General features: G+C 61.4%; 23 protein-coding genes and 1 rRNA gene. 9 read left to right on the forward strand and 15 right to left on the reverse strand.

Translation table 11 applies throughout. The features are described from left to right. The 6 genes from VD811_07315 to VD811_07340 all read left to right on the forward strand — a co-directional run. On the forward strand, window positions 1-375 hold a 375-nt coding region (locus tag VD811_07315; GenBank protein ID HXV20779.1), incomplete at its 5' end, for a hypothetical protein. 70 nt (window positions 376-445) lie between these two features. Then, window positions 446-1,273, forward strand: coding sequence for a transketolase (locus VD811_07320; GenBank protein ID HXV20780.1), 828 nt, complete (start codon window positions 446-448; stop codon window positions 1,271-1,273). Window positions 1,274-1,342: 69 nt separating this feature from the next. Next, window positions 1,343-2,275: a transketolase family protein gene (locus VD811_07325; protein HXV20781.1), complete on the forward strand. Its 933-nt coding sequence runs from the start codon at window positions 1,343-1,345 to the stop codon at window positions 2,273-2,275. Between the two features lie 103 nt (window positions 2,276-2,378). Beyond that, entirely contained in the window at window positions 2,379-3,875 is a 1,497-nt protein-coding gene (locus tag VD811_07330) for an ATP-binding protein (GenBank protein ID HXV20782.1), read from the forward strand. Continuing rightward, window positions 3,868-5,238, forward strand: coding sequence for a sigma-54 dependent transcriptional regulator (locus VD811_07335; protein HXV20783.1), 1,371 nt, complete (start codon window positions 3,868-3,870; stop codon window positions 5,236-5,238). Before VD811_07330 ends, VD811_07335 begins: the two co-directional genes overlap by 8 nt. Window positions 5,239-5,257: 19 nt before the next feature. Then, window positions 5,258-6,058, forward strand: a complete 801-nt coding sequence (locus VD811_07340; GenBank protein ID HXV20784.1) for an alpha/beta fold hydrolase — start codon at window positions 5,258-5,260, stop codon at window positions 6,056-6,058. 83 nt (window positions 6,059-6,141) lie between these two features. Here VD811_07340 and VD811_07345 read toward each other — a convergent pair whose 3' ends face one another. From VD811_07345 to VD811_07385, 9 genes are all read right to left on the reverse strand, one after another. Then, window positions 6,142-7,179 carry a cytochrome-c peroxidase gene (locus VD811_07345; GenBank protein HXV20785.1) on the reverse strand — a complete coding sequence of 346 codons (1,038 nt, stop codon included), beginning with the start codon at window positions 7,177-7,179 and terminating at the stop codon, window positions 6,142-6,144. A gap of 32 nt (window positions 7,180-7,211) precedes the next feature. After that, on the reverse strand, window positions 7,212-7,850 hold the full coding sequence (locus VD811_07350; GenBank protein ID HXV20786.1) for a hypothetical protein: 639 nt from the start codon (window positions 7,848-7,850) through the stop codon (window positions 7,212-7,214). Continuing rightward, window positions 7,847-8,161, reverse strand: a complete 315-nt coding sequence (locus tag VD811_07355; GenBank protein ID HXV20787.1) for a redoxin domain-containing protein — start codon at window positions 8,159-8,161, stop codon at window positions 7,847-7,849. Before VD811_07355 ends, VD811_07350 begins: the two co-directional genes overlap by 4 nt. Before the next feature lie 9 nt (window positions 8,162-8,170). Then, complete coding sequence (locus tag VD811_07360) at window positions 8,171-8,413, reverse strand: hypothetical protein (GenBank protein HXV20788.1); 243 nt, start codon at window positions 8,411-8,413, stop codon at window positions 8,171-8,173. Between the two features lie 48 nt (window positions 8,414-8,461). After that, window positions 8,462-9,871, reverse strand: a complete 1,410-nt coding sequence (locus VD811_07365) for a hypothetical protein (GenBank protein HXV20789.1) — start codon at window positions 9,869-9,871, stop codon at window positions 8,462-8,464. An 88-nt stretch (window positions 9,872-9,959) separates the two neighbouring features. Further along, window positions 9,960-10,535, reverse strand: coding sequence for a rubrerythrin family protein (locus VD811_07370; protein HXV20790.1), 576 nt, complete (start codon window positions 10,533-10,535; stop codon window positions 9,960-9,962). 255 nt (window positions 10,536-10,790) lie between these two features. After that, a complete protein-coding gene (locus tag VD811_07375; protein ID HXV20791.1) occupies window positions 10,791-11,231 on the reverse strand; it encodes a transcriptional repressor in 441 nt (146 codons plus the stop codon). 282 nt (window positions 11,232-11,513) lie between these two features. After that, window positions 11,514-12,035 (reverse strand): type 1 glutamine amidotransferase domain-containing protein, encoded by a 522-nt coding sequence (locus VD811_07380; GenBank protein ID HXV20792.1) that lies wholly within the window; start codon window positions 12,033-12,035, stop codon window positions 11,514-11,516. A 101-nt stretch (window positions 12,036-12,136) separates the two neighbouring features. After that, a complete protein-coding gene (locus tag VD811_07385; protein ID HXV20793.1) occupies window positions 12,137-13,600 on the reverse strand; it encodes a deoxyribodipyrimidine photolyase in 1,464 nt (487 codons plus the stop codon). A gap of 460 nt (window positions 13,601-14,060) precedes the next feature. Here VD811_07385 and VD811_07390 point away from each other — a divergent pair, with 460 nt between their 5' ends. After that, entirely contained in the window at window positions 14,061-14,843 is a 783-nt protein-coding gene (locus VD811_07390; protein ID HXV20794.1) for a hypothetical protein, read from the forward strand. A 139-nt stretch (window positions 14,844-14,982) separates the two neighbouring features. Here VD811_07390 and VD811_07395 read toward each other — a convergent pair whose 3' ends face one another. Continuing rightward, window positions 14,983-16,167 (reverse strand): citrate synthase family protein, encoded by a 1,185-nt coding sequence (locus VD811_07395; GenBank protein ID HXV20795.1) that lies wholly within the window; start codon window positions 16,165-16,167, stop codon window positions 14,983-14,985. A gap of 92 nt (window positions 16,168-16,259) precedes the next feature. On the opposite strand from VD811_07395, the gene VD811_07400 reads away from it, so the two are divergent. Continuing rightward, window positions 16,260-16,637 carry a VOC family protein gene (locus VD811_07400; protein HXV20796.1) on the forward strand — a complete coding sequence of 126 codons (378 nt, stop codon included), beginning with the start codon at window positions 16,260-16,262 and terminating at the stop codon, window positions 16,635-16,637. A 661-nt stretch (window positions 16,638-17,298) separates the two neighbouring features. Here VD811_07400 and VD811_07405 read toward each other — a convergent pair. The 5 genes from VD811_07405 to corA form a co-directional block, all read right to left on the reverse strand. Beyond that, window positions 17,299-17,682: a hypothetical protein gene (locus VD811_07405; GenBank protein ID HXV20797.1), complete on the reverse strand. Its 384-nt coding sequence runs from the start codon at window positions 17,680-17,682 to the stop codon at window positions 17,299-17,301. A 53-nt stretch (window positions 17,683-17,735) separates the two neighbouring features. Then, window positions 17,736-18,947 (reverse strand): anion transporter, encoded by a 1,212-nt coding sequence (locus tag VD811_07410; protein HXV20798.1) that lies wholly within the window; start codon window positions 18,945-18,947, stop codon window positions 17,736-17,738. 25 nt (window positions 18,948-18,972) lie between these two features. Then, window positions 18,973-19,785 carry a mechanosensitive ion channel domain-containing protein gene (locus tag VD811_07415; protein ID HXV20799.1) on the reverse strand — a complete coding sequence of 271 codons (813 nt, stop codon included), beginning with the start codon at window positions 19,783-19,785 and terminating at the stop codon, window positions 18,973-18,975. An 11-nt stretch (window positions 19,786-19,796) separates the two neighbouring features. Continuing rightward, window positions 19,797-22,025: an AAA family ATPase gene (locus tag VD811_07420; protein HXV20800.1), complete on the reverse strand. Its 2,229-nt coding sequence runs from the start codon at window positions 22,023-22,025 to the stop codon at window positions 19,797-19,799. Between the two features lie 248 nt (window positions 22,026-22,273). Then, window positions 22,274-23,347 carry a magnesium/cobalt transporter CorA gene (corA, locus tag VD811_07425; GenBank protein HXV20801.1) on the reverse strand — a complete coding sequence of 358 codons (1,074 nt, stop codon included), beginning with the start codon at window positions 23,345-23,347 and terminating at the stop codon, window positions 22,274-22,276. Between the two features lie 233 nt (window positions 23,348-23,580). On the opposite strand from corA, the gene VD811_07430 reads away from it, so the two are divergent. Further along, window positions 23,581-23,722: ribosomal RNA gene (locus VD811_07430) — 16S ribosomal RNA — on the forward strand; the annotation flags it as partial.

A 23,722-nucleotide genomic window follows, 5' to 3' on the forward strand; every position in this document is an offset into this window, starting at 1 on the left:
CTGCTCTATCGGGGAGGGACGATCCTGGCTTCCAGGAAAACGTCCTACGCCGACATCACTAAGGTTGACCGGCTGGAGCAGGTGGTCGAAGAACTGATGAAGGAACAGCATCGGGAGATGCTGCGCCGCCTCAAAGGCGGCGAATTCGACGAGATCATTTCCGGCCGGCGGCCTGCCGACGCACCGGCAGCCGCACCCGTGACCGCTGCACCGCAACCCCCGCCTCCCGCAACACTTGAGCCGCAATCCAAAACCATGCCCGAACCGGCTTCGGTTGCCGGCCGCGAACAGCGGCCAACGGTTCACGAAGGCAATCTAGACGAGATTATCCTCTCCTACCTGCTGGGGGATGATGAGGAGAAGAAGAAAGCATGACAACGACCTGGGAGGCGATCGGCCTCTTTGCCCTGCGGGATCCGAAAAAACAGATGGGAGTAGCTGCCTGATGCTGACCGAACAGACCGTCCGGGAACTGGAACAGACCGCCCGGAACCTGCGCGTGGAAATCCTCAAGATGCTCAATGTTGCCCGGTCGGGGCATACCGGCGGCAGCCTTTCGGCCATCGATGTGCTGACGGTGCTCTATTTCCACGCCATGCGCCACGACCCCAGCAACCCCGCCTGGGAGGACCGCGACCGCTTCGTCCTCTCCAAAGGACACGCCGCCCCGGCTCTTTATGCCTGCCTGGCCGAAGCCGGTTATTTTTCCCGGGACGATCTGAAGACTCTCCGCCGCTTCGGCAGCCATCTTCAGGGGCATCCCGACATGAACAAGACGCCCGGCGTGGATGTCTGCACCGGCTCCCTCGGCCAGGGGCTCTCCCAGGCGGTCGGTCTGGCTCTGGCGGCCCGCCTGCAGGGGAAAAGTTCGCGGGTCTTTTCGCTGCTCGGCGACGGTGAGGTTCAGGAGGGACAGATCTGGGAGGCGGCGATGGCCGCGGCCCACTTCCGCCTCGACAACCTCTGCGTCATTCTCGACCACAACGGACTGCAGATCGACGGCGAGGTGGCGAAGGTGATGAACGTGGCGCCTCTCGGTCCCAAGTTTCTTGCTTTCAACTGGCACGTCCTCGAGGTGGATGGCCACGACGTCCAGGCGATCTGCCGGGCCATCGACGATGCCGGCCAGTGCAAGGAGCAGCCGACCATGATCATCGCCCGCACCGTCAAAGGGAAAGGGGTCCCCTTCTTCGAGCACAAAGCCAGCTATCACGGGGTTCCCCCCAGCGATGACGAACTCGTTCGCGCCCTGGAGCACCTGGGACACGCGTAGGGGCGATGCACCGCTTCGCCCTGGGCGACTTCAACGAATTCAAGAATACAGAGGATATCCGTGAGTGACATGATTGCCACAAGAGATGCATACGGCCAGACGCTGCTCGAACTGGGCCGGGAAAACCCGAAGGTTGTGGCCCTTGACGCCGACCTGTCGGGTTCGACCAAGACTTCGCTGTTTGCCAAGGAATTTCCCGCGCGCTTCTTCAACGTCGGCATCGCCGAGGCCAACATGGTCGGCATGGCGGCCGGACTGGCGGCAGGAGGAATGATCCCCTTCGCCTCCACCTTCGCCGTCTTTGCCGCCGGTCGGGCGTTCGAGCAGATCCGCCAGTCGCTGGCCTATCCGCGCATGAATGTCAAGGTCGTTGCCACTCACGGCGGCATCACCGTCGGCGAGGACGGCGGTTCCCACCAGTCAGTCGAAGATCTGGCCATCATGCGGGCGCTCCCCAATATGACCGTCCTCTGCCCTGCCGACGGCCCCGAGACGACAGCCGCGATCCGGGCCGCCGCCGCCTTCCATGGCCCGGTCTACATCCGGCTCGGGCGTTCCAAGGTGCCGACCGTTTTTGCCGGCGGCTGCGATTTTGCCATCGGCCGGGGGGCGACCCTGCGCGAGGGGACCGACCTCAGTTTCATCACCACCGGCCTGATGACCGCCCAGGCGATCAAGGCCGCCGGCATTCTGGCCGAAGAGAAGATCTCGGCCCGCGTCATCCACCTGGGGAGCATCAAGCCGCTGGACGTCGACCTGGTGCTGAGGGCCGCCCGCGAGACCGGGGCGATTGTCACCGCCGAGGAACACTCGGTGGTCGGCGGCCTCGGCAGCGCGGTCTGCGAGGTGTTGGCGGAAGGCCACCCGGTGCCGGTGGAACGGGTCGGGCTGCATGATGTTTTTGGCCAGTCCGGCACCGCCGAAGAGCTTCTGGTGCATTACGGACTGACGGCCGCACATCTGGTGGAAGCGGCCGAACGGGTTCTGAAAAGGAAAGCCTAAGTCGAAGGCCCGAGGCCCGAGGCGGGGATTAGAGGTTTGAAGAGTTTGCAGCCTTAGACTCTGGACCAGGGACTTTGGACTCGAACCTTCCGAGAGGGTTTATTTGTTCTTCAAGAGCCTCATCAGCCGTGTCATCATCCTGAACATCCTCCTCCTGACGGTCGGTATCGGGATATTCTCCCTGTTCATTATCCGTGAGGAACAGCAGCACCTTGTCGAGGCCACCAGGGAAAGCGCCGAAATGCTCCTCTCCACGGTGGAGCGGTCGATCTTCGCTTCGATGCGGATCGGCAACAGCGAGGACGTGCAGGCGATCCTCGAAATGGTCGGCGAAGGCCACCACCTCAGCAGCGTTCGCATCTTCCATCCCGATGGCACCATTCTCAAGTCCGCCCAACCCCGGGAGATCGGCACCCGGGTCGGTCCCTATGACATGGCCCTGTTCCAGAACCGTCGCAGCGAGGGAATCTTCCGCGTCAACGGCGAGGAAGTCCTCGGGATGGTCAAGCCGATCGTCTCGGACGAGCGCTGCTATCTCTGCCACGGGGTCGGCCGCAAGGTCATCGGCGTCCTCAATCTCCACTTTTCCCTTGACGACACCACCCAGAAACTGCGCGAAACCTCCCAGTTTTTCATGCTGTCGACGGCGGTCCTGATTGTCCTGCTGTCCGCGGGAGTCTCCTTCATTCTGCTTCGGTTCGTCCGCACCCCCATCCAGGCCATGGCCGTCAAGATGGAGGAGGTGGAGGCCGGCGATCTCTCGGTGCGCCTCTCTCCCCATTACGAAGACGAAATTGGGAGCCTGATGCGCAGTTTCAATTCCATGGTCGTCAATCTGGAGAAGGCAAAGAAGGCGCTGGAGCAGTGCCATTACCAGCAGATGGAGCGGGCCGACCGACTCGCTTCCGTCGGCGAGATGGCGACCGGCATCGCCCACGAGATCAAGAACCCCCTGGCCGGCATCAGCGGTGCCATTTCGGTTCTGGCCGACGATTTTCCCGAGGACGACCCGCGCAAGGAGATCGTCCGGCAGATCCTCGAACAGATCGCCCGTCTCGACAAGACGGCCACCGACCTGCTCTACTTCGGTCGTCCCGGCAAGCCCGAATTCTCCTACGTCGACATCAACGCCCTGGTCAAGAAGACGCTCTTCTTTGTTTCCCAACACCCGGAAGCCCGGAACATCCACCGGGTCAAGGAGCTGACCCGCGACCTGCCGCCGGTAGGGGTCGACGAAAAGCAGATTCAGCAGGTTCTGTTCAACGTTATCATCAACGCCATCCAGGCAATGAAGGAAGGCGGCACCCTGACTCTCCTGACCGATTCAATCAGCAAGGATGGCCAGGAATTCGTTCGTGTCCTCATCAGTGATACGGGCAAGGGCATCCCGCCAGGGGACCTGGAAAAGATCTTTGTCCCCTTCTTCACCACAAAGACCCAGGGTACGGGCCTCGGCTTGCCGATCTGCAAGAAACTCACCGAGCAGAACGGCGGTAACCTTAGCGTCACGAGCCGAATCGGCGAAGGGACGACATTCATCATCGAGCTGCCGGCAACAGACTTGCAGCCAATGAACGGGAAAGAGGACGACAGTGCGTAAACACAAGATTCTCGTGGTCGACGACGAACAACTCATCCGCTGGTCGTTGGAGCAGAACCTCAAGAAGCAGGGATACGAAGTCATGACCGCCGGATCCGGCGAGGATGCCCTGCGACTGCTGCGTGAAGAGCCCCCCGACCTGATGCTTCTCGACATCCAGCTCCCCGGCATCAGCGGCATGGAGGTCCTGGAAAAGGTCAAGGAGATGGAGGAGGAGATCATCGTCATCATGGTCACCGCCCTCGGTGTCCTGGAGACGGCCGTCAAGGCGATGCGGATCGGCGCCTACGATTACATCAACAAGCCCTTCAACCTGGATGAGTTGGCCATCGTCATCCGCAAGGCTCTCGAAACCAGCGAGCTGAAAAAGGAAGTGGCGCACCTGCGCTCCGAGCAGTCCCGCAAGTACGGTATCGGCAACATCATCGGCCAGAGCAAGCACATGCAGAGTGTACTCGCCATGGTCGAAAAGATCGCCCGCAGCGACGCCAGCACCGTTCTCATCCAGGGTGAGAGCGGCACCGGCAAGGAGCTGATCGCCAAGGCCATCCATTACGAAAGTGCCCGGGCCGACAAGCCGTTCATGGCCATCAACTGCGCCGCCGTTCCCGAAACCCTTCTGGAGAGCGAGCTGATGGGGCACGAAAAGGGGGCCTTCACCGACGCCAAGATGCTGAAGAAGGGACTCTTCGAGATGGCCGACGGCGGGACCATCTTCCTCGATGAAATCGGCGACATGGAGCCCGGCATGCAGGCGAAGCTGCTGCGGGTGCTCGAGGAGCGCTCCTTCCGGCGGGTCGGCGGCACCAGAGATGTTCAGGTCGACGTGCGTATCGTCTCGGCCACCAACAAGGATCTGCTCAAGGCAATGGAGGAGAAAACCTTCCGCAACGACCTCTATTATCGCATCCAGGTGATCCCCATCTACCTGCCGCCGCTGCGGGAGCGCAAGGATGACATCATCCCGCTGGCCGAACACTTCATCAGCCACTTCAATCGTGAGTTTGCCAAGAACGTCAAGAGCATCTCGCGGATGGCGGAGAAATTTCTGACCGAATACACCTGGCCCGGAAACATCAGGGAGCTGAAGAACGTCATCGAACGGGCCATCATTCTTGAAAACGAGGAGACGCTGCTGCTCGAGCATCTGCCCCAGGAGATCGTGACCAAGACCGGTGGTGGCGGGGCCGGCTCCTCTGGCGTTCGGTTGCCGCCGGAGGGGATAGACATCGAGGACGTGGAGCGGGAATTGATCCGCCAGGCCCTCGAAATATCGGAGGGGAATCAGTCGAAGGCGGCCAAGAAGCTCAACCTGGGGATCGATGCCTTTCGCTACCGGATGAAGAAGTTCGGTTTCCTTTGAGGCGGGAGGCGTAGAGACAATGCAAGCCGATATCAACGGAATTACCCTGGCCTACGAGGACGTCGGCTCGGGACCGGCCGTCATGCTTCTGCATGGTTTTCCTCTGTGCCGGCAGATGTGGCAGCCTCAGGTCAAGGCGCTGGAAACTGCCGGCTATCGGGTAATCACCCCCGACCTGCGCGGATTCGGCGAAAGTGAAGCTCCGGCCGGTTCGTATGCGATGTCGATTTTTGCCGATGATGTGGCCGCTCTGCTTGCTCATCTCGGCATCGAGAAGGCGGTAATCGGCGGAATGTCGATGGGCGGCTATGTATTGCTCAATCTGGTCGAGCGTTACCCCCAACGGGTGGCGGCGGCGATGTTCCTGGTCACCCGCGCCGCCGCCGACGACGAGCCGGCAAGAATGCGCCGGTCATCCCTGGCGGGAGAAGTTGCCGCCAGCCGGCCGCAGATTGTCACCGATGCTTTTGAGGGCATCCTGTTCGCAGCCAGCACTCCGGTCGTGCGCCCCGAACTGGTGGCCGGGGTAAAGACCTGGATGACCGCCACCCCCCCCCGTGGACTGGCCGGAGGACTGCTGGCGATGCGCGACCGGAAGGATTACATCGACCTGCTGCCATCCTTCGAGCTGCCGGCTCTGGTGATCGGTGCCGAGGCGGACCGGGCGGTTCCTCCGGAACATTCGCGGGTGCTGGCCGAGGGGCTGCCGAACGCCCGGGTATGCATGATTGCCGAAGCCGGGCATATGGCCAATCTGGAGCGGCCGGAGGCGTTCAACAGCTGTCTGCTCGAGTTCCTGCATGGACTGGAGCTGAACTGAGCCCTGTCCCCGGCTTTTGTGGAGAATGAGAAAGCGGGAGCGGAAGAGTCCGCCCCCGCTTTTTGTTGCCTGGGTGAACTAGGTTACAGCATGGGCCGAGGGGTTGTTTTCGTGTTCGGCGGCAGGACAGGATGCATCACCTGGGGTTGCTCACCGGTAAGAGTGCGGAGGAAGGTCGTAATCTTGTCCGCTTCGACCGGTGTCAGTTCGACGCCAAGCTGCGCCGTGCCCATGATTTTCACCGCGTCGGTGAGGCTCCAGACCTTGCCCGAGTGGAAATAGGGCGGCGTCAGGGCAATGTTTCTCAGGGACGGCGACTTGAAAACATACTTGTCCGCGGCGGTATTGGTGACCTGGAAGCGGCCGACATCGCCGGGAGGACGCACCTCCGAGGCCGGGGTTTCCCGTACGCCGAAGGGGAAGTAGCTGGTGCCGCCAACGTTCTTGCCGGTATGGCAGCCGGCGCAGCCTTTGTTGATGAACAGTTGCAGCCCTTCTTTTTCCGCCGAGCCCAGCGCCTGCTCGTCGCCTTTCAGGAACCGGTCGAAGGGGGCATTCGGGGTAATGAGGGTCGCCTCGAAAACCTCGACTGCCCTGGCCATGTTGTCAAAGGTCAGCGGTTCCTTCTCCCCGGGAAAGGCCTTGGTGAACAGCGCCACGTATTCCGGCATGCTCCTGAGGGTGGCGAGCACCTGCTCCGGGGTGTTGTTCATTTCCACCGAGGCCTGCACCGGCCCCTTGGCCTGCTCTGCCAGGTCCTTGGCCCGGCCGTCCCAGAATTGCGCGATATTGAATACCGAATTGAGAACCGTCGGGGCATTCCTGGGTCCCTTCTGCCAGCCGTGTCCGACGGAGGTCTCCTGCAGATCGACCCCACCAAGCCCGACGTTGTGACAGGTGTTGCAGGAAATCAGGTGGGAGGACGAAAGCCGGGGTTCGAAAAAGAGCATCTTGCCCAATTCCAGCCTGACCGAACTCGCCGGGTTGTTTTCCAGCGCCGGCGCCGAATCCGGAATCGGCTGGAAAAGGGTCCTGGCCGTTTTCCCTATCCCGTCCTGGGCCCAGGCGCTTGTTGCCAGGGTCAGCACCAGTGCCAGAGCACCTGCTGTCAATTTTCTCATGTCCGTTTCCTCCTGTCTGCACTACCCCCTTCTCAGGGGGATTTGGTAAAAAGCCGCTCGTAAAATGAAGGCTGCAGAAAACCGAAAGACTTCGCAAGCCGGTCGAAATCGGCTTCGTCGGCGGTGTCGAAAGATTTATCCTCGGATCGCCACTGGGTGTAGTAGAAGGCGACTACCCTTTCGCCGCGGCGGGCGAAGATTATCTTGCATCGCACCTTGTGCCGGAGAACCGGCTCGACCCCCACGGTGATTGCCTCAAGTCCGTCCTGACCGAAAACCTTCACCTTCCTCAGTTCGGGCGCTGCGAATGTTACCCGGCTGGCCCACAGAAAGCGCTTGAAGAATTCGCCCTGCCGCTCTTCGAAGTCGAGGGAATAGCCGAAAGGCTCCTCGGCATAGGCCAGAGTGCTCTGGCAGGGATAGCCATCGCTGCAGAGTTTCATGAAGGCGATCGAGTAGTCGTCTTCGTCGAGATCGATCAGCTGCCATGGGGCCGGCGGTGGCACGAAGCTGTATTCCTGCTGCCAGACCACGGTGCCGTCTGCCTGGCGCAGACCGGCCAGGGGGTCTGTCACGACGGTGGCAGCAGGTGTGCAGGCGGCAAACAGGAGGGCGGCGCAGGCAGCGATCAGCGGGCGGAAAGTGAACCTGCTCGTCGGCGCCGGTTTCATCGCTTTGCCTCCTCCTCATGCAACTGCTTCAACAGGGTGAGAATCTCCCGGAAATCGGGAGATCCGGTCTGCATGTAGCGGATTACCCCCCATTTGTCGATGACGACCGTCTTGCGCGAGAACATCGGATAACCTTCTTCCAGGGTGCCGAACCAGATGCCGAGGTGCCCGATGGGATTGGAGATGATGGGGAAGGTCAGGCCCATTTCTTCGGCCCAGTATTCCAGTGTGGCGACCTGGTCACGGCTGACGCCCGCGACGCGGGCGTTGAGGCGGTCATAGAGGTAGAGATTCCTCTGATGACCCTCCATCTCCCCCGTTCAGACCGGGGTGAAGGCGGCCGGGAAGAAGGTCAGCACCAGATGGTGCTTGCCGTAGTAGTCGCGGTCGTAGTCGGCCAGGGTCCCCAGCGAGGTGGCGGCCTGGAAGATCGGCGCCCGGTCCCCCAGCCGCTTGCTCATGTCGGGTTTCTCCCGGGCCGCCAAAGCCGGAGCCGGCGCGAGCAGGACCACCAGGAGAGCCAGTCCCCACCATTGTGCTTGCCATTTGCGCTCTCGAAACATGTCGACTCCTCATACGGGGGGCACCCTGCGAGGTGCTCCCCCTCGGTTCTACAGGGCCAGCATGAAGGCGACCAGATCCGCCTTCTCCTGGTCGGTCAGCTTGACGCCGGTGACCAGGCTGAAGAACTCGACGGTGTCGGCCAGGGTCAGCAGCCGGCCGTCGTGCAGGTAGGGGGGCGAGTCCTTGATGCCGCGCAGGGGGAAAGTCTTGATCGGACCGTCGGCGCCGGTCAGCCGGCCGTTGACCATCTGCGGCTTGAAGAAGCGCTCGGCCCTCAGGTTGTGCATCAGGTTGTCAGTGTAGTAGGGGGCCGGGTGGCATTCGGAGCAGCGCGACCTGCCGAAGAAGAGCTCCTGGCCGCGCATTTCGGCCGAGGTCGCCTTGGCCGGGTTGAGCTTGCCGAAGATGTCGAGCTTGGGGGCCGGCGGAAAATCCAGCAGGTTCTGGAACTCGCCCATGAAGTGGACCTGGCTGGCTCGCTCCAGGATGTTCACTCCCTTCTTGGTGGCGATCACCGGGTCGCCGTCGAAGTAGGCGGCGCGCTGCTCGAATTCGGTGAAGTCCTCGACGCTCTTGAGCGCCCGCTGGGAGCCGAACAGGCGCTGGATGTTGACCCCGCGCAGCGGCGGCGTGTCGAGACGGTGGCGCAGCTCCTGCGGCCGGATGTCGCCGACCAGGTGGGTGGCGCCGTTGGTGTGGCCGTTGACGTGACAGTCGAAGCAGGTCACCCCCAGGCTCGGCTCGGCCGAGCGGCGGTCATCGGTGGCGTTGAACTGCTGCTGGGGGAAGGGGGTGACCAGCAGCCGCAGCCCTTCGAGCTGCTTGGGGTTGAGGATGCCGTTGAAAAGCTGGTAGTAGTTCTGGGTGGTCACCAGCTTGCCCTGCGAGACGTCGCCGAGATCGGGGCGGGTGGTCAGGAAGATCGGCGGCGGAAACTCGGCCAGAAAGTGGTCGGGGAGGTCGAAGTCGAGGTCGAAGCGGGCGAGGTCGCGGCCGGTCTGCTTCTTGATCTCGTCGATGTGAAACTTGGGAAAGAGCATCCCCCCCTCGGGGTGATTGGGGTGGGGCAGGGGCAAAAAACCCTTGGGGAAGAGCCCCTTGTCGCGGATCTCCGCCGGGCTCATGGCCGCCAGCTGCTGCCAGGTGACGCCGGCGGGGAGTTTGACCCGCACCCCCTCCTGCACCAGCTTGCCGCGCGTCATGGTCACTCCCGGCGCGGCCTTGTTGCCGAGGTCGTAGCGCTCGGCGAGCAGGTCCGCCTGGCGCTTCATCACCGCCGGCTTCTCCTTCTCCATGACCTGCTTGACAGTGGCGAAGGCCTCGGTGCCGGCGACCGGGGCGTAGCTGGTCTTGCCCACCGGCCCCTCGGCGGCCGAAGCGGCGGTAGCGACGGCCAGCACCGCTGCGGTTGCCAACAGTTTAGCGAAGCAAAGGTGCCGTTTTGCCTGGATTTCCATGACGAGTGCTCCTCTCCGGCTGGATGGCATTTACAGCTCCCGGCCCCGCGGATGTACCTACTCTCCTGGCCGGAGCAGGTCGGTTGCGTCAATAATTTTCGCCCAGAAGCTCGAAGTGTGCCTTCGGGTGCGCGCAGGCGGGACAGACCTCGGGAGCCCCCGGCGCCTCGTGCAGGTAGCCGCAGTTGCGGCAGCGCCAGACGACCGGCTGCTCCCTCTCGAAGACCCGACCGGTCTCGATGTTGCGCATCAGGTCCAGGTAGCGCTTTTCGTGCTGTTTTTCGGCGACAGCAATGGCCTGGAACACCACCGCGATGGCATCGAACCCTTCCTCGCGGGCAACGCGGGCAAAGGAGGGGTACATTTCGCAGTGCTCATGGTTTTCGCCCTGCGCCGCATCCCTCAGGTTTTCCGCTGTCGTGCCTACCTTGCCGGCCGAGAAGGTGGCCAAAATTTCCACCTCACCCCCTTCGAGCATCTTGAAGAGACGTTTGGCGTGCTCCTTCTCCTGGTTGGCGGTCTCCTCGAAGATGTCCGCAACCTGAACGTAACCCTCTTTTCTCGCCTGGGCGGCGAAGAAGGTGTAGCGGTTGCGCGCCTGACTTTCGCCGGTGAATGCGGTCAGAATGTTCTTCTCGGTCTGGGTTCCCTGCAATTTGGCCATTTGTCTTTCTCCTGGGCTTGTCGTGGGTTTTTTGGGCCAAGCGCGCCGTCCTGGCCTGTTGCTTCAAGTTGGGGCGCCGAGTGCCTGGTCGAAAATGGGTTCCTGCCCTGGCGTCACCTTTCCGTTCTGAATCGGCCCGGGGCTGGCATGGAAAAAGGTCTTGGAGTCGAGCGATGAAGGTTAGAAATTTATAGCATGAGTCTTTGGAGAGTCAATATTTCCGGATAATAATTATCCGCAAGAGTTCAAATTTTTTTATTTTCCGGATTGGCAGCGCGGGCAGACCCCAAAGAAGTCAAGCTGGAGGTTCATGACCCGGTAGCCGGTCTTCGCTGCGACATCCCGGCTCAGATTGCCCAGAGGGAGCTCGTCGTAGTCGATGATGTTCCTGCATTCGGTGCAGATCACATGCGGGTGTGGCCAGGGTTTATTGCCGTCGTAGCGGCTGCTGCCGTCTCGCTGGCCCAACTCCAGCAGTTCCCCCATTTCCTTGAGCAGGGCGACCGTTTTATAGACGGTCGCCAGGCTGAGAGTCGGGAATTCTTGACAGACCTGGGCGTAAATTTGCTCGACGGTGGGGTGGTTTCTACTTTCGGCCAGAATTTTCAGGACAGCCAGCCGTTGTGGCGTGACGCGAAACGCTCTCTGCCGCAACTTGTCAATGATTTGTTCGAGACGGAGGTGAGGTGCGGTCATGGAAAACCGTGCCGGCATCAAGGGTGGAGGAGGAATACAATTCCTGGCGACCGTCGCCGGCACCAATAACACCAGCAACCACGCAACTTGTCAATAGCTGTCAGCGATGAAAAGCGAGGAGCTGTTACCACAGGGTGCGCCGGGAGAAACCCGGAGAACACAGAGAATGCCCGATAGACATTCAATCTCTGTGCTCTCGGCGGGTTCCTCGGTGACCTCTGTGTTCAAGCATCAATATCAGCAATCTGATAAAAACCTTTCGAAAGTTCAGCAGGTCCGTCTTCAGCCTTTCAATGCGGCGATGATCGTCCGGCAGAAGGCCGGCAGGTCGGCGGGGAAGCGGGAGGTGATGAGATTGCCGTCCCGCACCACCTCCTGGTCGAGATATTCGGCACCGGCGTTGACCAGGTCATCCTTGATGGCGATGTAGCAGGTGGCTTTGCGTCCCTTGAGCACGCCGGCGGAGGCGAGCATCCAGCCCGCATGGCAGATGGCGGCGACGATCTTCTTCTGCTGCACCGCCTCCCGCACCAGGTCGACCATCGCCTTGTTCCGGCGCATGTGGTCGGGTGCGTAGCCGCCCGGGATGATCACGGCGTCGAAGTCGGCCGCCGTGACTTCGTCGGCGGCGCAGTCGGCCTTCACCGGATAGCCGTGCTTCGATTCGAAGGTCCCTTTTCGGGGACCGACCACCCGCACCTCGGCCCCGGCCTCCAGCAGCCGAAAATAGGGATACCAGAGTTCCTGGTCTTCGTAGAGGGTTTCCGTCAGGATGGCTATTCTCTTTCCGGTCAGTTCAGCCATGATGTGCCTCCCTTTCTCGTTGTTTGTTGCCTGCAGTCAGACCGATCAGGACCTGCCACGGCACTTCCATATCCTGCCGCGGGTGCCGCGAAAGGTCGGCTTCACGGGGCGTAGCGGCGGATGAAGTCCTTCACCTGCACCTTGCGGGCGGTGTTCGCCGAGCTCATGTAGCGCACCGTACCGAAGATCGGCCGCTCCGGCCCCCAGGGGCGGTCGTAGCGCCCCAGGCACCAGAAGATGCCGCTGTACGAATTGGGGTCGCGGCCGTCGAGCGCATACTTGTTGTTCAGCTCGATCATGACCGCGGCCGCTTCCTGCGGTGTGCTCGACCACTCGAGAATCTTCTTGCCCCAGAGCATGCGCAGGTAGTTGTGCAGCCGTCCCTCCAGCAGCAGCTGCCCCTGGGCGGCGTTCCAAAGGGGGTCGTGGGTGCCGCCGGCCGCAAATTCTTCCAGCGAATAGAGATGGGGCCGCGGGTCGCCCGCATGCTTCGCCAGGGTCGCCAGGGCCCAGCCGGGGAGCGATGCGAAGCGGTCGTAGTCGTTCCGGAAAGCACAGCCGTTGAAGCCGAGTTCCCGCCAGGTGACGAACTGGTCGAGAAACGCCTCGGCCGCTTCGCTCATCCCCCACCAGCCGTTGCGCTTCCCCCGTGCTTCGAAGGAGAGCCGACCAGGGCCCCACTCTTCCTGCGCCGCCAGCTCAGCAAAGATCCGATGTGGCGAGAGGTGGCCGAAGTGCAGGTAGGGGGAGAGGCCGCTGGTGGCGTCGGCCTCCGGCTCGTTGCGGTGATCGGGGTAGTCCACAAGCCTGTCGGTGAGAAACTGCTGCAGTCTCCGGCTGCCGGCGGCCGCTCCGCCCCGAGTCGCCACCGGCACCACCGAGTGATCGATCGGCAGGCTCGCCAGAAAAGGGGCGTCGGCCGCCAAGTGCTCCGGGGATGCCGGTGGCCAGCGGCGCGGAATCTCCGGCGTCAGGTGAGCGGCGGGCAGCGCGACGCCGGCCAGGGGGTCGGCCGCCGGCAGAGCGGCGAGGTGGCCGGGAAGCTGCTTCTGCAGGAAACGACGAAAGGCGTAGGCGGTGGGATAGTCGCAGTCGGCGGCGCGCAGCGGCAGCAGGCCGTTGCCGTCCACCTGCTCCAGCAGTACCGGCACCCTGGCCGCCGCTTCCGCCACCATGTGCGGCAGAAAGAAAGCGGGAAAATCGTCGGTGACCACCAGGCAGGCGCCTTCGGCCAGGGCGGCCAGCAGCCCCTTGCCAGCGCCTGCCGCCGGTTCGATGTAAGGGTAGTAAAAGGCCGTGGTCCCGTGAAAAGCAGCGGCGTTGTCGGCCATTCCGTCGAGGATGAAGCGGTGTAACCGGTCGCTCGCCCAGGGATAGTCGCAGCGCAGGGCTTCGAGGACGACCAGCGGCTTGCCCAGCTTTTCGGCCCACTCCACGGCGCGCTGCAGGGCGAAGTTCCAGGTCGCACGGCGGGCGGCGATCATCCAGTAGAGGACGAAGTCGCCGTCAGGTCGTACGGGTCTGCCGTTTTGTTGGCGGATGCGAATTTCGGGAACCCTGATCAAGGAGACCTCTGGCGGCGGGGTGTCTGCCTTTAAGACCATAGCTGCTGGCCGGAGCTTGTCAAGACAGCCCGCAGCCGGCTTTTCATCGGTCTGGAAACGGCTACACTGGGTGCAGAAGGGGGGCAGCTCATATGCGCACCGGAACCATTTGTGTTCCACCCCGCTGGGAGGAACTCCAGCCGTTGGCGGGGGTACGGGGTGGCGATCTGCGCCTTGATGCGGGGACGGGTAACGAAATCCTGGTGCCTGGCATCAAAACTGCCATCTGCTCTTGACTCCAACCATCCATTTGTTCTTGTCTGAAGCAAGTCCAAATGCAGTTTTCATGGTAACGGTGTAGAGTGGCTCATAAACCCTTTGATGAAGTTAAAAGCCTACCTTGACCACGATCAAAGCAGGAAGGGGACATCACTGATAAAGTCGTGTGGCTATGACTTCCACGCCCCGAAGGAGACCCGACATGTCCGACTCTCTACGCGGTGATTGTGCACGCCCCCTGTTAGGGTCGGTTAACTCCGATCAGGTTCTGCGAAAGCCGGCAGGCAGCCATGGTCAATCGTTCAGGCTAAAGCGTGGCGCTCTCCTGACATTCGCCCTCCTTCTCGCACTGGTCTCTCCGGCTCCGGGAGCGCCGATCATTTCCTGCCATTGCTTCCAGGATCGCAGCTTCGACCCTGCCGAGCCTCGCCGTGTCGAGCCGTACCTGCTTGCCACCACCCGCAACTCCTTCCTCGCTGTCGCCTTCGGACAGAGCAAGAAGGAGATCGTCCGGCTCCGCATGGCCGGGACCGCAGGCGAGGACCTCTGGGTAGCCTATTACCTGGCGGCAAAGATTAAAGTTCCGGCAGGCGAACTGCTGCAATCGAGAAACAAGACCGATTCCTGGCTCAACGTCTTGGCAGCGCGGGGAATCGACCCAGGGCAGATCGGACCCTTCTTCGGCAACGTTCTGGCGGCAGGCGGAAATGACCAGGCGCTGGCCGACGCCGCCGCCGATGAGACGCTTGGCATCGTAGCCGGAGTTGCGCCAGGAGATCTGATTAAATTCCGGGAGCGGGGGGCGGATACGGGCGAGATCATTCTCGCGCTGCTAATCGCGCAGCGCATCGGCCGGCCAGCCTTAGACCTCCATGCGGAAGTGCAAGCAGGCCGAGCTACGTGGGGCGGGCTGCTCGATTCGGTGGGCATTCAACCGGCAGAGATGGAGTGGGCGTTGAGAACATTGCAACGGCAGGGCGGATAAAAAGTCGCCCTTATTTCCCGGAGGGTTCTCTCCGGGTAAACTGACAACGATTCCAAGAACCTCTGCATTACCAGAAAACCCCGCCCGGATAGCCAGGCGGGGTTTTCGTGCTCAAGAAGCGGTGACAATTGCGACACTGTCAGTTTGTAGGATTAGCCCCGATGTAGCGCGCCCTCGGGCGTATCGGCTGGTCCTGACCGTACTGTTCCATGATATGCGCAACCCACCCTGTCATCCGGCCCAGGTAAAAGAGCAGGACCCCGGCCCTGCCGGGCAAGGACAATTCCCTTTCGAGCATGAGCAGTGCCAAGTCGACCGTCGGATAGGCTCCGCCGAGCAATTCCTCGGCCGCAGTCAGAGCCTCTTTGATGTACCCACTTCTATCAGAAAGCCGGGGCAAGAGATACTTGGCACGCGGGTCAACATCATAGAGCCGGTGACCGAAGCCCGGAACCGGCTCTCCTCTCCTGATCCGGGAGGCAATCACCTCATACAGGCCATCCCGGCCATCGGCCTCATTCAGCAGGCCGTAGATTCTTTCCGTATTGCCCCCGTGGCGGCGACCGAAAAAAGCATGGGTAGCGGCAGCTACCGACGCAAAGGGAGAACACCCTGCCGATGCCGTGCAGCGCGCCACAAAGGACGACATGTTGAGCTCATGATCGGCCACAAGGGTGAGGGCCGCATCGATCAGGCAAAGACTTTCCCGGTCCACGCCCCATTTTCTGGCGAGGCATTCGGCTATTCTGTCATCAGGCCAGCTCCCCGTGACGATCCGCAGCAACCCGTCCAGCATTGCCGCACCCGCTGGTGCGGTGGTTGACGGGGTGAAGCCGAACGCCTTGACGTCGCGGGCATTGAGCAGCGATAGAACGGACAGGAAGATTGCAATCGGCGGTTGACTGACAGGGATCTGGAGCAAGCTCTCCTCGATGAGCTCACGGACATACCCGCCGGACTGCCCTGGGCGAAATCCTGGAAGTTCCCACAACAAGGCAATCGTGTCCTCGAAGGTACCGTCTTCGGCCAGGGTCAGGGCGGACGTCCCCCGGTAGAAGAAGTTCTCATCCCCAATCAGGGTAATGGCTGAATCCAGCAGGGGTGCTCCCCAGTCTGTCGCCTTCTTCAAGGCGGCCTTCGGTGCCTTGTGGACCTCGCTGCGGCTTGCCAGACGTTCCACATCCTGTGCATGGTAGCGCCGGGTTCTCCGCTCGCGGCTGTCCTGTTCCGAGCGGATCAGCCCCCTGCTGACGTAGGCGTAAAGAGTGTTTCGCGAAATCCCGAGGCGTCTGACCGCTTCTTCGGCAGTGTAAAAACGGGCCATCTCTCCCTCGTTATGTTGATTGCTGAATCAAGATTGACCATATATTTAGCGGCCGCTACGATAGCTGTCAACAACCCTGTCGGAGGTGACCCATGATCGAGGCAATCGACCACATCGTTTTTACCGTGAAGAATGTAGATGCGACCTGCGAGTTCTACCAGCGGGTGCTCGGGATGGAGATCGCAACCTTCGGTGAAGGGCGGAAAGCCCTCAGCTTTGGCCGGCAGAAAATCAACCTGCATCAATGGGGAAAGGAATTCGAGCCGAAAGCTGCCGCACCGGCACCGGGAACACAAGACATCTGCCTGATCACCCAAAAGCCCATTGCGGACGTGGCCAGGCATATTGAAGGATGCGGAATCGCGATTGAGGAGGGCCCTGTTCGCAGAACCGGCGCAGCAGGGCCGATCCTGTCCATCTATTTTCGCGACCCGGACGGCAATTTGATAGAAGTTTCCAACTACCTGTAGGGATTATCCTGGCGAATGAGAAAGGGCCGCACCTCAGACTGGCAGACAGTGTTCGAGCCTTGCTGGCTCAAGCTTGACCCATGCAGTGCTTTGTTAAGGCATCGGTCAGATTGCAGTTATCTATACGCGTTGACCAACATGAAACACATCTGGGCGATGGCGCCGAAAGGAGGGAAGAGTGTTCCAGGGGGTCTAAAACGGTCGGCTAAGATTTTCCGAATCGATCCAGAAGGTGGCCAAACGGGGACCAATTCTCTGAAGGCGGCTGGCCGGTTTGGTCAAAATATGTCCTGATCCGGCACCAGGGTTGTAACGATCCAAAGCAGTATTCCCGAATCACGTGCTCATAGACGGGATCATTCCAAAACCGCCGTAAGAATGGACATTCTTTCATAAAGATGCAAGGTCCCATCACCAAGCCTGATAGATGCAGAGTTTTCGTCAAGAACCTTTTTTTAATCCTAACCGAAAATAGGCGATTTACAAAAGAGGGGTATTGTCGAAGTAGTATTCTGATTAGATCAAACCGTTACAACTTCTCTCCTTGTAAGTTTGTCCGATTAGTCATTTTAGCTCCCTGGGGGGTGGAAAAAGGTTGGATGTGCCCGATTTCCCACATCTCCTGACATAATGGCAAAGCCCACCCGGGTCAACAAATGGGCTATCGATATTTTAGAGGATGTGTCAAAAAAAAGCCCCACAGTCTGGGAGGGCAGAGCCATGGGGCAAAATTCTTTTTAGGAGGTTTTGAAGAAGGCTGTTTCGGGTTCGCCTGCCACAGCAAACCTTGTTTTTCTCTCCTGGTTGTCTGCCACAACAACCCTTCGATGGTTTTCAAAATATCTGATCCCTTAAAAATAACATACGTGGATATTGGTAAAAAATGTGCCCTTCTTTCACGAATATCAACTGTGCAAAGCCACAGCATGGTCTCAGAAATCCTGTATTCCAGAACATCGCCGATAGGCTGCTCAGAAAGGGAAGGTGATTTTAAAGTTTGAATGCCCAGCGGGTTTTGAACAAGAACGGATGACGGCTTTGGCATCAGAACAGACGGCGGGGTTCATCAGAATATGCGCCTGAAGGTTACCTCGGTGCCTATGCTCTGATCCACAACCACCCCGCCGCAATCGCCAGGGTAAGGAAAGTTACGGGAATGCCGACCCGGGCGTGCTCGCGCCAGGAGATGGCGATGCCGAGGCGCTCGGCCTGGTCGATGACGATGATGTTGGCGATGCTGCCGACGATGAAGAGATTGCCGGCCAGGGTGCTCGCCAGCGCCAGGATCGGTCCGGCCAGGGGGTGGGTGGCGGCCGGCAGCAGCAGCATGGCCGCCGGCACGTTGGAGACGAGGTTGGAGAGGACCACGGTGACGCCGAAGAGGGCGGCGGGGCCGGTCAGGTCGAGGCCGGCCGCCGCCAGCTGCCGCAGGGCGCTGGCCAGCATTCCCGAGGCGGCCAGGGCGTGGTTGACGACGAACAGGCCGATGAAGAGGACCAGCAGGTGCCAGTCGACCAGGCCGAGCACCGTCCGCGAGGAGGTCCGGCGGCTGGTCAGCAGGAGTGCAGCCGCACCCAGGGCGAGAATTTCCCGCGGCCAGGGGGCGAAGAGGAAGGCTGCAGTCAGCAGAACCAGCACGGTCAGTCCCTTGCCGGTCTGCCAGCGGCTGAACGCAGGGGCCGGCACCTCCGGCACCGGCGTCGGCCGGTGCCAGGCGCCGCGGCCAAGTCGGGCGACGACCCACCAGACCACACCCAGCCCGAGCAGCGCCGGGACGCCGGCATCGAGCAGGTAGCCGGCGAAGGAGAGCTGCAGTGCCTGGCCGATCAGCATGTTCTGCGGGTTGCCGATCAGAGTGGCGGCCGAGCCGACGTTGGCGGCCAGCGCCAGGGCGAGGAGGAACGGCTTCGGGTCGAGACCGCGCCGCGCGCAGCCTTCGGCCAGCACCGGCGCCATCGCCAGGCAGACGATGTCGTTGGCGAGCAGCGCCGAGAGCCCCCCGACGACGGCGACGAGCAGAGCGAGCAGGGTCTCCGGGGCCACCTCCGCGGCGGCCAGCCGACGGGTAAGCCGGGTGTAGAAGCCGCCGAGGCGGAACTGGGCGGAGACGACCATCAGGCCGAAGAGCAGGGCGACGGTCGGCACGTCCACCGCCAGCCAGGCCTCGGGGAGACTGATTTTCCCCGTTGCCAGCAGCCCCAGCGCTCCGAGCAGGGCGACTCCGGTGCGGTCGAGGGCCAGCCCGGGGATGCGCCCCAGGACCATGCCGAGGTAGACGAAGAGGAAAACGAGAAGAACGGTGCGGTCCACGGGTATCCTTGGCGGGTAGCTTCGTTCAGTTGCCCGCGGCTACGCCGCGAACCGTCGCCTCGGTCATCAGGCCGCGCTTGAGCAACTCGATTTTCAGCCGCTCCGAGATGTCGCTGGCGAGCAGGCGCTCCAGGCGGACGTCGAGAACGTAGGCCTTGATCTTGAGCCGGGTGAGGAAGGTGCGGTCGAACCGGTCGTCGATCAGGACCGCAATCGGCTTTTTCAGGTAGACGTACGGAGAGCAGGCCGCCGCCTCCCGCGCCAGCTCCTTGACCTGCTGGACGTCGGTGTTGGCCGGCAGGTGGAATTCCACGACGACCATTTCGTCGAGGGCGCCGCTATTGGAATTGGCGACGGCCACGCCGAGGACCACGGAGTTGGGCAGGGTGACCGTGCTGTCGTCGAAGGTATGCACGCGAGTCGAGCGCAGGCCGATGTTGGTCACTTCGCCGTAATCGTCGCCGACCTGGATCATGTCGCCGACCCGGAACGGGCGGTCCATGAGGATGAGGATGCCGGCGATGATGTTCTTGATCAGGTCCTGGGCGCCGAGGCCGAGGGCCAGGCCGGCCGAGGCGCTGATGGCGAGGATGGTGTTGAAGGGGGGGCTGAAGATGGCGAAAATGACGAAAGCGAGGGCGCCCACCCAGACAAGAAGGCGCAGCACCGGATAGGCGCTGGAGATGAAGAGGCGGTAGCGGGCGAACTTGTTGGCGAGAATCTCCGACAGCAGCCGCATCGCCCTGAGGAAGCCCCAGGTGAGCAGGCAAAAAATCAGGGCGGCGGCGATCCGGAACGGGGAAAAGCTCTCGAGGAAGCTCTTGATCGTTTCATCCATGACAAGCCCCTTCAGTAAAGGATGTTCATCGCTTCCAGGACCTGGGCGGTCGGACCGAAGAAGATCGGGTTGAGGCTGTAGCGCAGCGGTGACTCGTCCTTCTCATTCCGTACCGTCAGCAGGATGTTGAGCTCGACCAGGTAGTCGAGGACCATCCGGCCCTCAAACGGGTCCTGGCGAAAGATTTCGCAATATTCGGCGCTGGTGAGTTCACCATGGCTGAGAACTTCACCCAGGGCGAACAGGTAGTCCCGCCCCAGCGCCCGGATAAACCCATATTCAGGCTTGCCGAGGGGGGAAGCCTTGATCGTCTTGTCTCCCTCATCGTAGGTGACCGAGAGCAACCAGAAGTAAATGGCAGCTTCGATGCTCCCCGACGAAGCTTCGAAAAGCTCACGAAAGAATTTTTCTTCTCTGGCGGCCAGCGTTTCCTCGGTCGGCTCAGGCTCGTCGGCATCAGTCTCGAAAATCAGCGGCAGACCGGAAGTCCGGTGCCGCAGCAGGATGGCATCGCGGATCTCATCCTGGTCATGGAAGAGCGTGCGGACCTGATGGGTGAAGTATTGGCTGATGCCCAGGTGGTGGTCGAGCCGGGCCCAGGAGAATTTCCGAAAGGTGACCAGCCAGAGACAATGGCGGCGCGTGGCCATGAGGACAAAGAGAAACGCCTTGACCGCCCGGAAGCCGCCGATGATCCGCAGGCCAAGCCGGAATCCCTCCTCGATGATCAGGACGCGCCGCGGCCCGGCCAGCAGGTGCGTGACCAGTTCATCGACGGAAGTCAGTTTTTTCTCGATGCCGAGGATGTCCCCGAAAAAATGAAGCACGTCCGCTTCCGATTGCAGTCGGCTGCGAATTTCCATGCGCAGGAACTCTGCCTTGCTGCCGAACTGGCTTTCGAAGCAATTGACCAGTGAGGTCTTGCCGCTGCCTTCGGGACCGATGAGGGCAACGCTGCAGGCCTTGCCCGCCTGCCAACGCCTGAAGATTTCTTCCAGATCTTCCAGTTCATCTTCGCGGGCGACGAGAAATTCGCGATGTTTCAGCGGGCCCAGGGTGAAGAGTCGCTGATAGAGCGCCGGAAGACGGCGGGTCCGCTCAAAGATCTGTGTCCGGGATGGCAGATCGGTGAGGGTCAGCAGGGCCTCCTCGGTTTTGCCGCTCACCCCGAGAAGTGCCTGGATATTTTTCAGCAGGTTGCCGGTCTGGGCGATGCCGCTGCCGGCGGAACGAAGCATTTCTTCACGGCCCTGTTCCAGAACGGTTTGCGCTCTTTCACGAAGTTCGAGGAGCTTCCTGAACAGCTGGCGACCGAGGTGGCGCAGGGTTTTCTCCCGGCTGTCGACGCTTTCGAGCTCCTGCCGCAGCGTCCGGGTGAACTCCTGGTGTTCCCGGGTGAAGTGTTCGGGCAGTTCCTCGAAAAAGGTCGTGAGGGGGGAAAGAGAGGTGGGAAGCGCGTTCTGAGCCTCGGCCAGGACCTCCAGAGCCAGTTCGGCCGAACCGATGGCCCTGGCGGTCAGGGCCGCGGACTCCGGCGTTTCCTTGCCGGTCATCGCCAGCCGCTCTTCCAGGTCGTCGGCCGCCATTTCCAGGTGAAACCGCACGCCGCGCCAGATGTCGGCGATGCGCGAGGCGGTCTGCTGATAGAGTTTCTCGTACTGCTTGACCTGCGGGTGGCGACCGGGCTCGGGCCAGGCGGCGAGGATCTCCTCAGCCATGCCGCGCGGGGTCAACTGCAGGTTGGTTTCGGCCAGGTAGCGGAGGCGGGCGGCCAGCGGTTTCATGAATCGCCAGACCAGAGCGGCCAGGCCTTCTTTGCCGGCCGCCGGCTCCATCTCCGCGACAGGAGGGGGCGGGAGCTCATCCGGCAGTGCCGCCGTGGCGCGGGCATAGGCGCGGGCGATCTGGGCCGGCAGCGCCTCGACCGGTTTTTTCCGGGTAGCGAGATTTCTCAGTTCACGGTCGACGGCCGGGCGGATTTTGCGGAATATCCACGTCAGCTGCCCGTCGATCTCGGTCGCCAGGCGGTGGAGAACTGCCTGGTCCAGGGCGGGCGCCGCCTTCGATTCCTGCAGCACCGCCGCCAGCTTTTCGCGACTTTTGCCCAGGTTGACGCCGGCTTCGTCGAGGGCCCGCCCGGCATTTTTCAGGGCGGCCTGCAAGCGGTCCGTCGCTCTCGCCAACTCGGCGGCGAACGCCGCATCGAGGTCGAAGAGAAACGCCTCGACGGTCGCCCGCAAGCCTCCATCGTCCGGGGCTGTCGGGGGCCTTTCCGGGCCAGGCGGCTCTGGCGGCTGTGTGTCGGGATCGGAGGAATTCATGTCGGCCAGTCCTGAAAACTCGGGTTAATGACTCAATGCGGAGCCTCCGCAGGGGATGGGCGGTCTTTGAGTGCCTTCGGATGGGCCGGGGAGCCCACGATGCCGCAGTAATTCTAGCCGCGGCAGAGGCCCCCGGCAAGGGGAAGGTTGTCGGGATGCGGCTTCTCCTAAAGCCATTTCTTCCGGCGGAATACGACGAGCATGCCGCCGGCCAGTCCGAGCATCAGACCCCAGGCCAATGCATATCCCCAGCGCCAGCGCAATTCCGGCATGTGGTCGAAATTCATTCCCCAGACGCCGGCGAGGAAGGTCAGCGGGATGAAGATCGTGGCGATGATGGTCAGCACCTTCATGATCTCGTTCATCCGGTTGCTGACGCTGGAGAGGTAGATGTCGAGCATCCCGGCCAGAAGGTCGCGGAAGGTCTCCACCGTGTCTATGACCTGGATGGTGTGATCGTAAACATCGCGCAGAAAGACGCCGGTAGTCTCCTGCATCAACGGCGATTCCACCCGCTGCAGGGCGCCGATCCCCTCACGCAGCGGCCAGACCGCCTTTCGCAGCAGAATCATTTCCCGCTTGAGATGATGAATCTGCTTGACGGCTGCCGGTGAGGGCGCGGCGATCAGTTCCTCTTCCAGCAGTTCGATCCGGTCGCCCAGCTTCTCCAGTACCACGAAATAGCTGTCGACCACCGAGTCGAGCAGGGCATAGGCCAGGTAGTCGGCCCCCATGCGACGAATCTTCCCCCGGTTGTTGCGGATGCGGTCGCGGACCCCGTCGAAAATATCGCTGCTCCCCTCCTGGAAGGAGAGGACGAAATCGGTGCCGAGGACCAGGCTGACCTGCTCGGTGCGGATTTCCGTCTTCGCCTCGTCGAAATGGAGGCGCTTGAGGACCAGGAAGAGACAGGTTTCGTAGTCCTCGAATTTGGGCCGGTGCCCCGTTTCGAGGATGTCCTCCATCATCAGCGGATGCAGGTCGAAGCACTTGCCCATGGTTTCGATGACATCGACCTGATGCAGGCCGTCGATGTTGATCCAGGTGACGGTCGGCTTGCCCCGGACGAGGCAGCTGCGGGCGGCATCTTCCGGCCGGATGGGAAGCTCCTGGAGCTGCTCGGCATCGTAGCCGATCGCCTGGATGCCGACCTGCTCCATCCGCTTTTCCCCGATGTGCATCAGGGTGCCGGGGGAGGCGCCGACTTTCTTGAGTGATTTTTTGACCAGCCGTTTGCGCATCAGGACTCCTCCGCAGGAATTTCTGCCGCCTGTTGGAAAATATAACCGAATTGCGGCAGTTTTTCTTCGGAGGCTGCACATAGGGTCCAACTATGCGAAAAATTGACATTTTTATCCTGCGGGAGGATAATGAAAAAAGAGAGAGAAGTATGTTCTTTGACAACCGAACAGCAGACGCAGAAAACGCTTGCGGATTGTTTTGTCAATCCGGATCGGAATAATTCAACAGGTGAAAACTGGAGAGTTTGATCCTGGCTCAGAACGAACGCTGGCGGCGTGCTTAACACATGCAAGTCGAACGTGATCCGGCCTTCGGGCCGGTGAAAGTGGCGCACGGGTGAGTAACACGTGGATAATCTACCCGATGATCCGGGA

It is taken from the genome of Desulfuromonadales bacterium (assembly GCA_035620395.1).
Taxonomy (GTDB): Bacteria; Desulfobacterota; Desulfuromonadia; order Desulfuromonadales; family DASPGW01; genus DASPGW01.

Excerpts from the sequence above, each read along its gene's own strand:
- VD811_07350 (HXV20786.1), bottom strand. The coding sequence starts at position 7,850 with ATGAAACCGGCGCCGACGAGCAGGTTCACTTTCCGCCCGCTGATCGCT.
- VD811_07365 (HXV20789.1), bottom strand. The coding sequence starts at position 9,871 with ATGGAAATCCAGGCAAAACGGCACCTTTGCTTCGCTAAACTGTTGGCA.
- VD811_07395 (HXV20795.1), bottom strand. The coding sequence starts at position 16,167 with ATGGCCCGTTTTTACACTGCCGAAGAAGCGGTCAGACGCCTCGGGATT.
- corA (HXV20801.1), bottom strand. The coding sequence starts at position 23,347 with ATGCGCAAACGGCTGGTCAAAAAATCACTCAAGAAAGTCGGCGCCTCC.
- VD811_07325 (HXV20781.1), top strand. The coding sequence starts at position 1,343 with ATGATTGCCACAAGAGATGCATACGGCCAGACGCTGCTCGAACTGGGC.
- VD811_07355 (HXV20787.1), bottom strand. The coding sequence starts at position 8,161 with ATGGAGGGTCATCAGAGGAATCTCTACCTCTATGACCGCCTCAACGCC.
- VD811_07370 (HXV20790.1), bottom strand. The coding sequence starts at position 10,535 with ATGGCCAAATTGCAGGGAACCCAGACCGAGAAGAACATTCTGACCGCA.
- VD811_07405 (HXV20797.1), bottom strand. The coding sequence starts at position 17,682 with ATGCCAAAGCCGTCATCCGTTCTTGTTCAAAACCCGCTGGGCATTCAA.
- VD811_07360 (HXV20788.1), bottom strand. The coding sequence starts at position 8,413 with ATGTTTCGAGAGCGCAAATGGCAAGCACAATGGTGGGGACTGGCTCTC.
- VD811_07415 (HXV20799.1), bottom strand. The coding sequence starts at position 19,785 with ATGGATGAAACGATCAAGAGCTTCCTCGAGAGCTTTTCCCCGTTCCGG.
- VD811_07390 (HXV20794.1), top strand. The coding sequence starts at position 14,061 with ATGTCCGACTCTCTACGCGGTGATTGTGCACGCCCCCTGTTAGGGTCG.
- VD811_07380 (HXV20792.1), bottom strand. The coding sequence starts at position 12,035 with ATGGCTGAACTGACCGGAAAGAGAATAGCCATCCTGACGGAAACCCTC.
- VD811_07320 (HXV20780.1), top strand. The coding sequence starts at position 446 with ATGCTGACCGAACAGACCGTCCGGGAACTGGAACAGACCGCCCGGAAC.
- VD811_07400 (HXV20796.1), top strand. The coding sequence starts at position 16,260 with ATGATCGAGGCAATCGACCACATCGTTTTTACCGTGAAGAATGTAGAT.
- VD811_07375 (HXV20791.1), bottom strand. The coding sequence starts at position 11,231 with ATGACCGCACCTCACCTCCGTCTCGAACAAATCATTGACAAGTTGCGG.
- VD811_07345 (HXV20785.1), bottom strand. The coding sequence starts at position 7,179 with ATGAGAAAATTGACAGCAGGTGCTCTGGCACTGGTGCTGACCCTGGCA.
- VD811_07340 (HXV20784.1), top strand. The coding sequence starts at position 5,258 with ATGCAAGCCGATATCAACGGAATTACCCTGGCCTACGAGGACGTCGGC.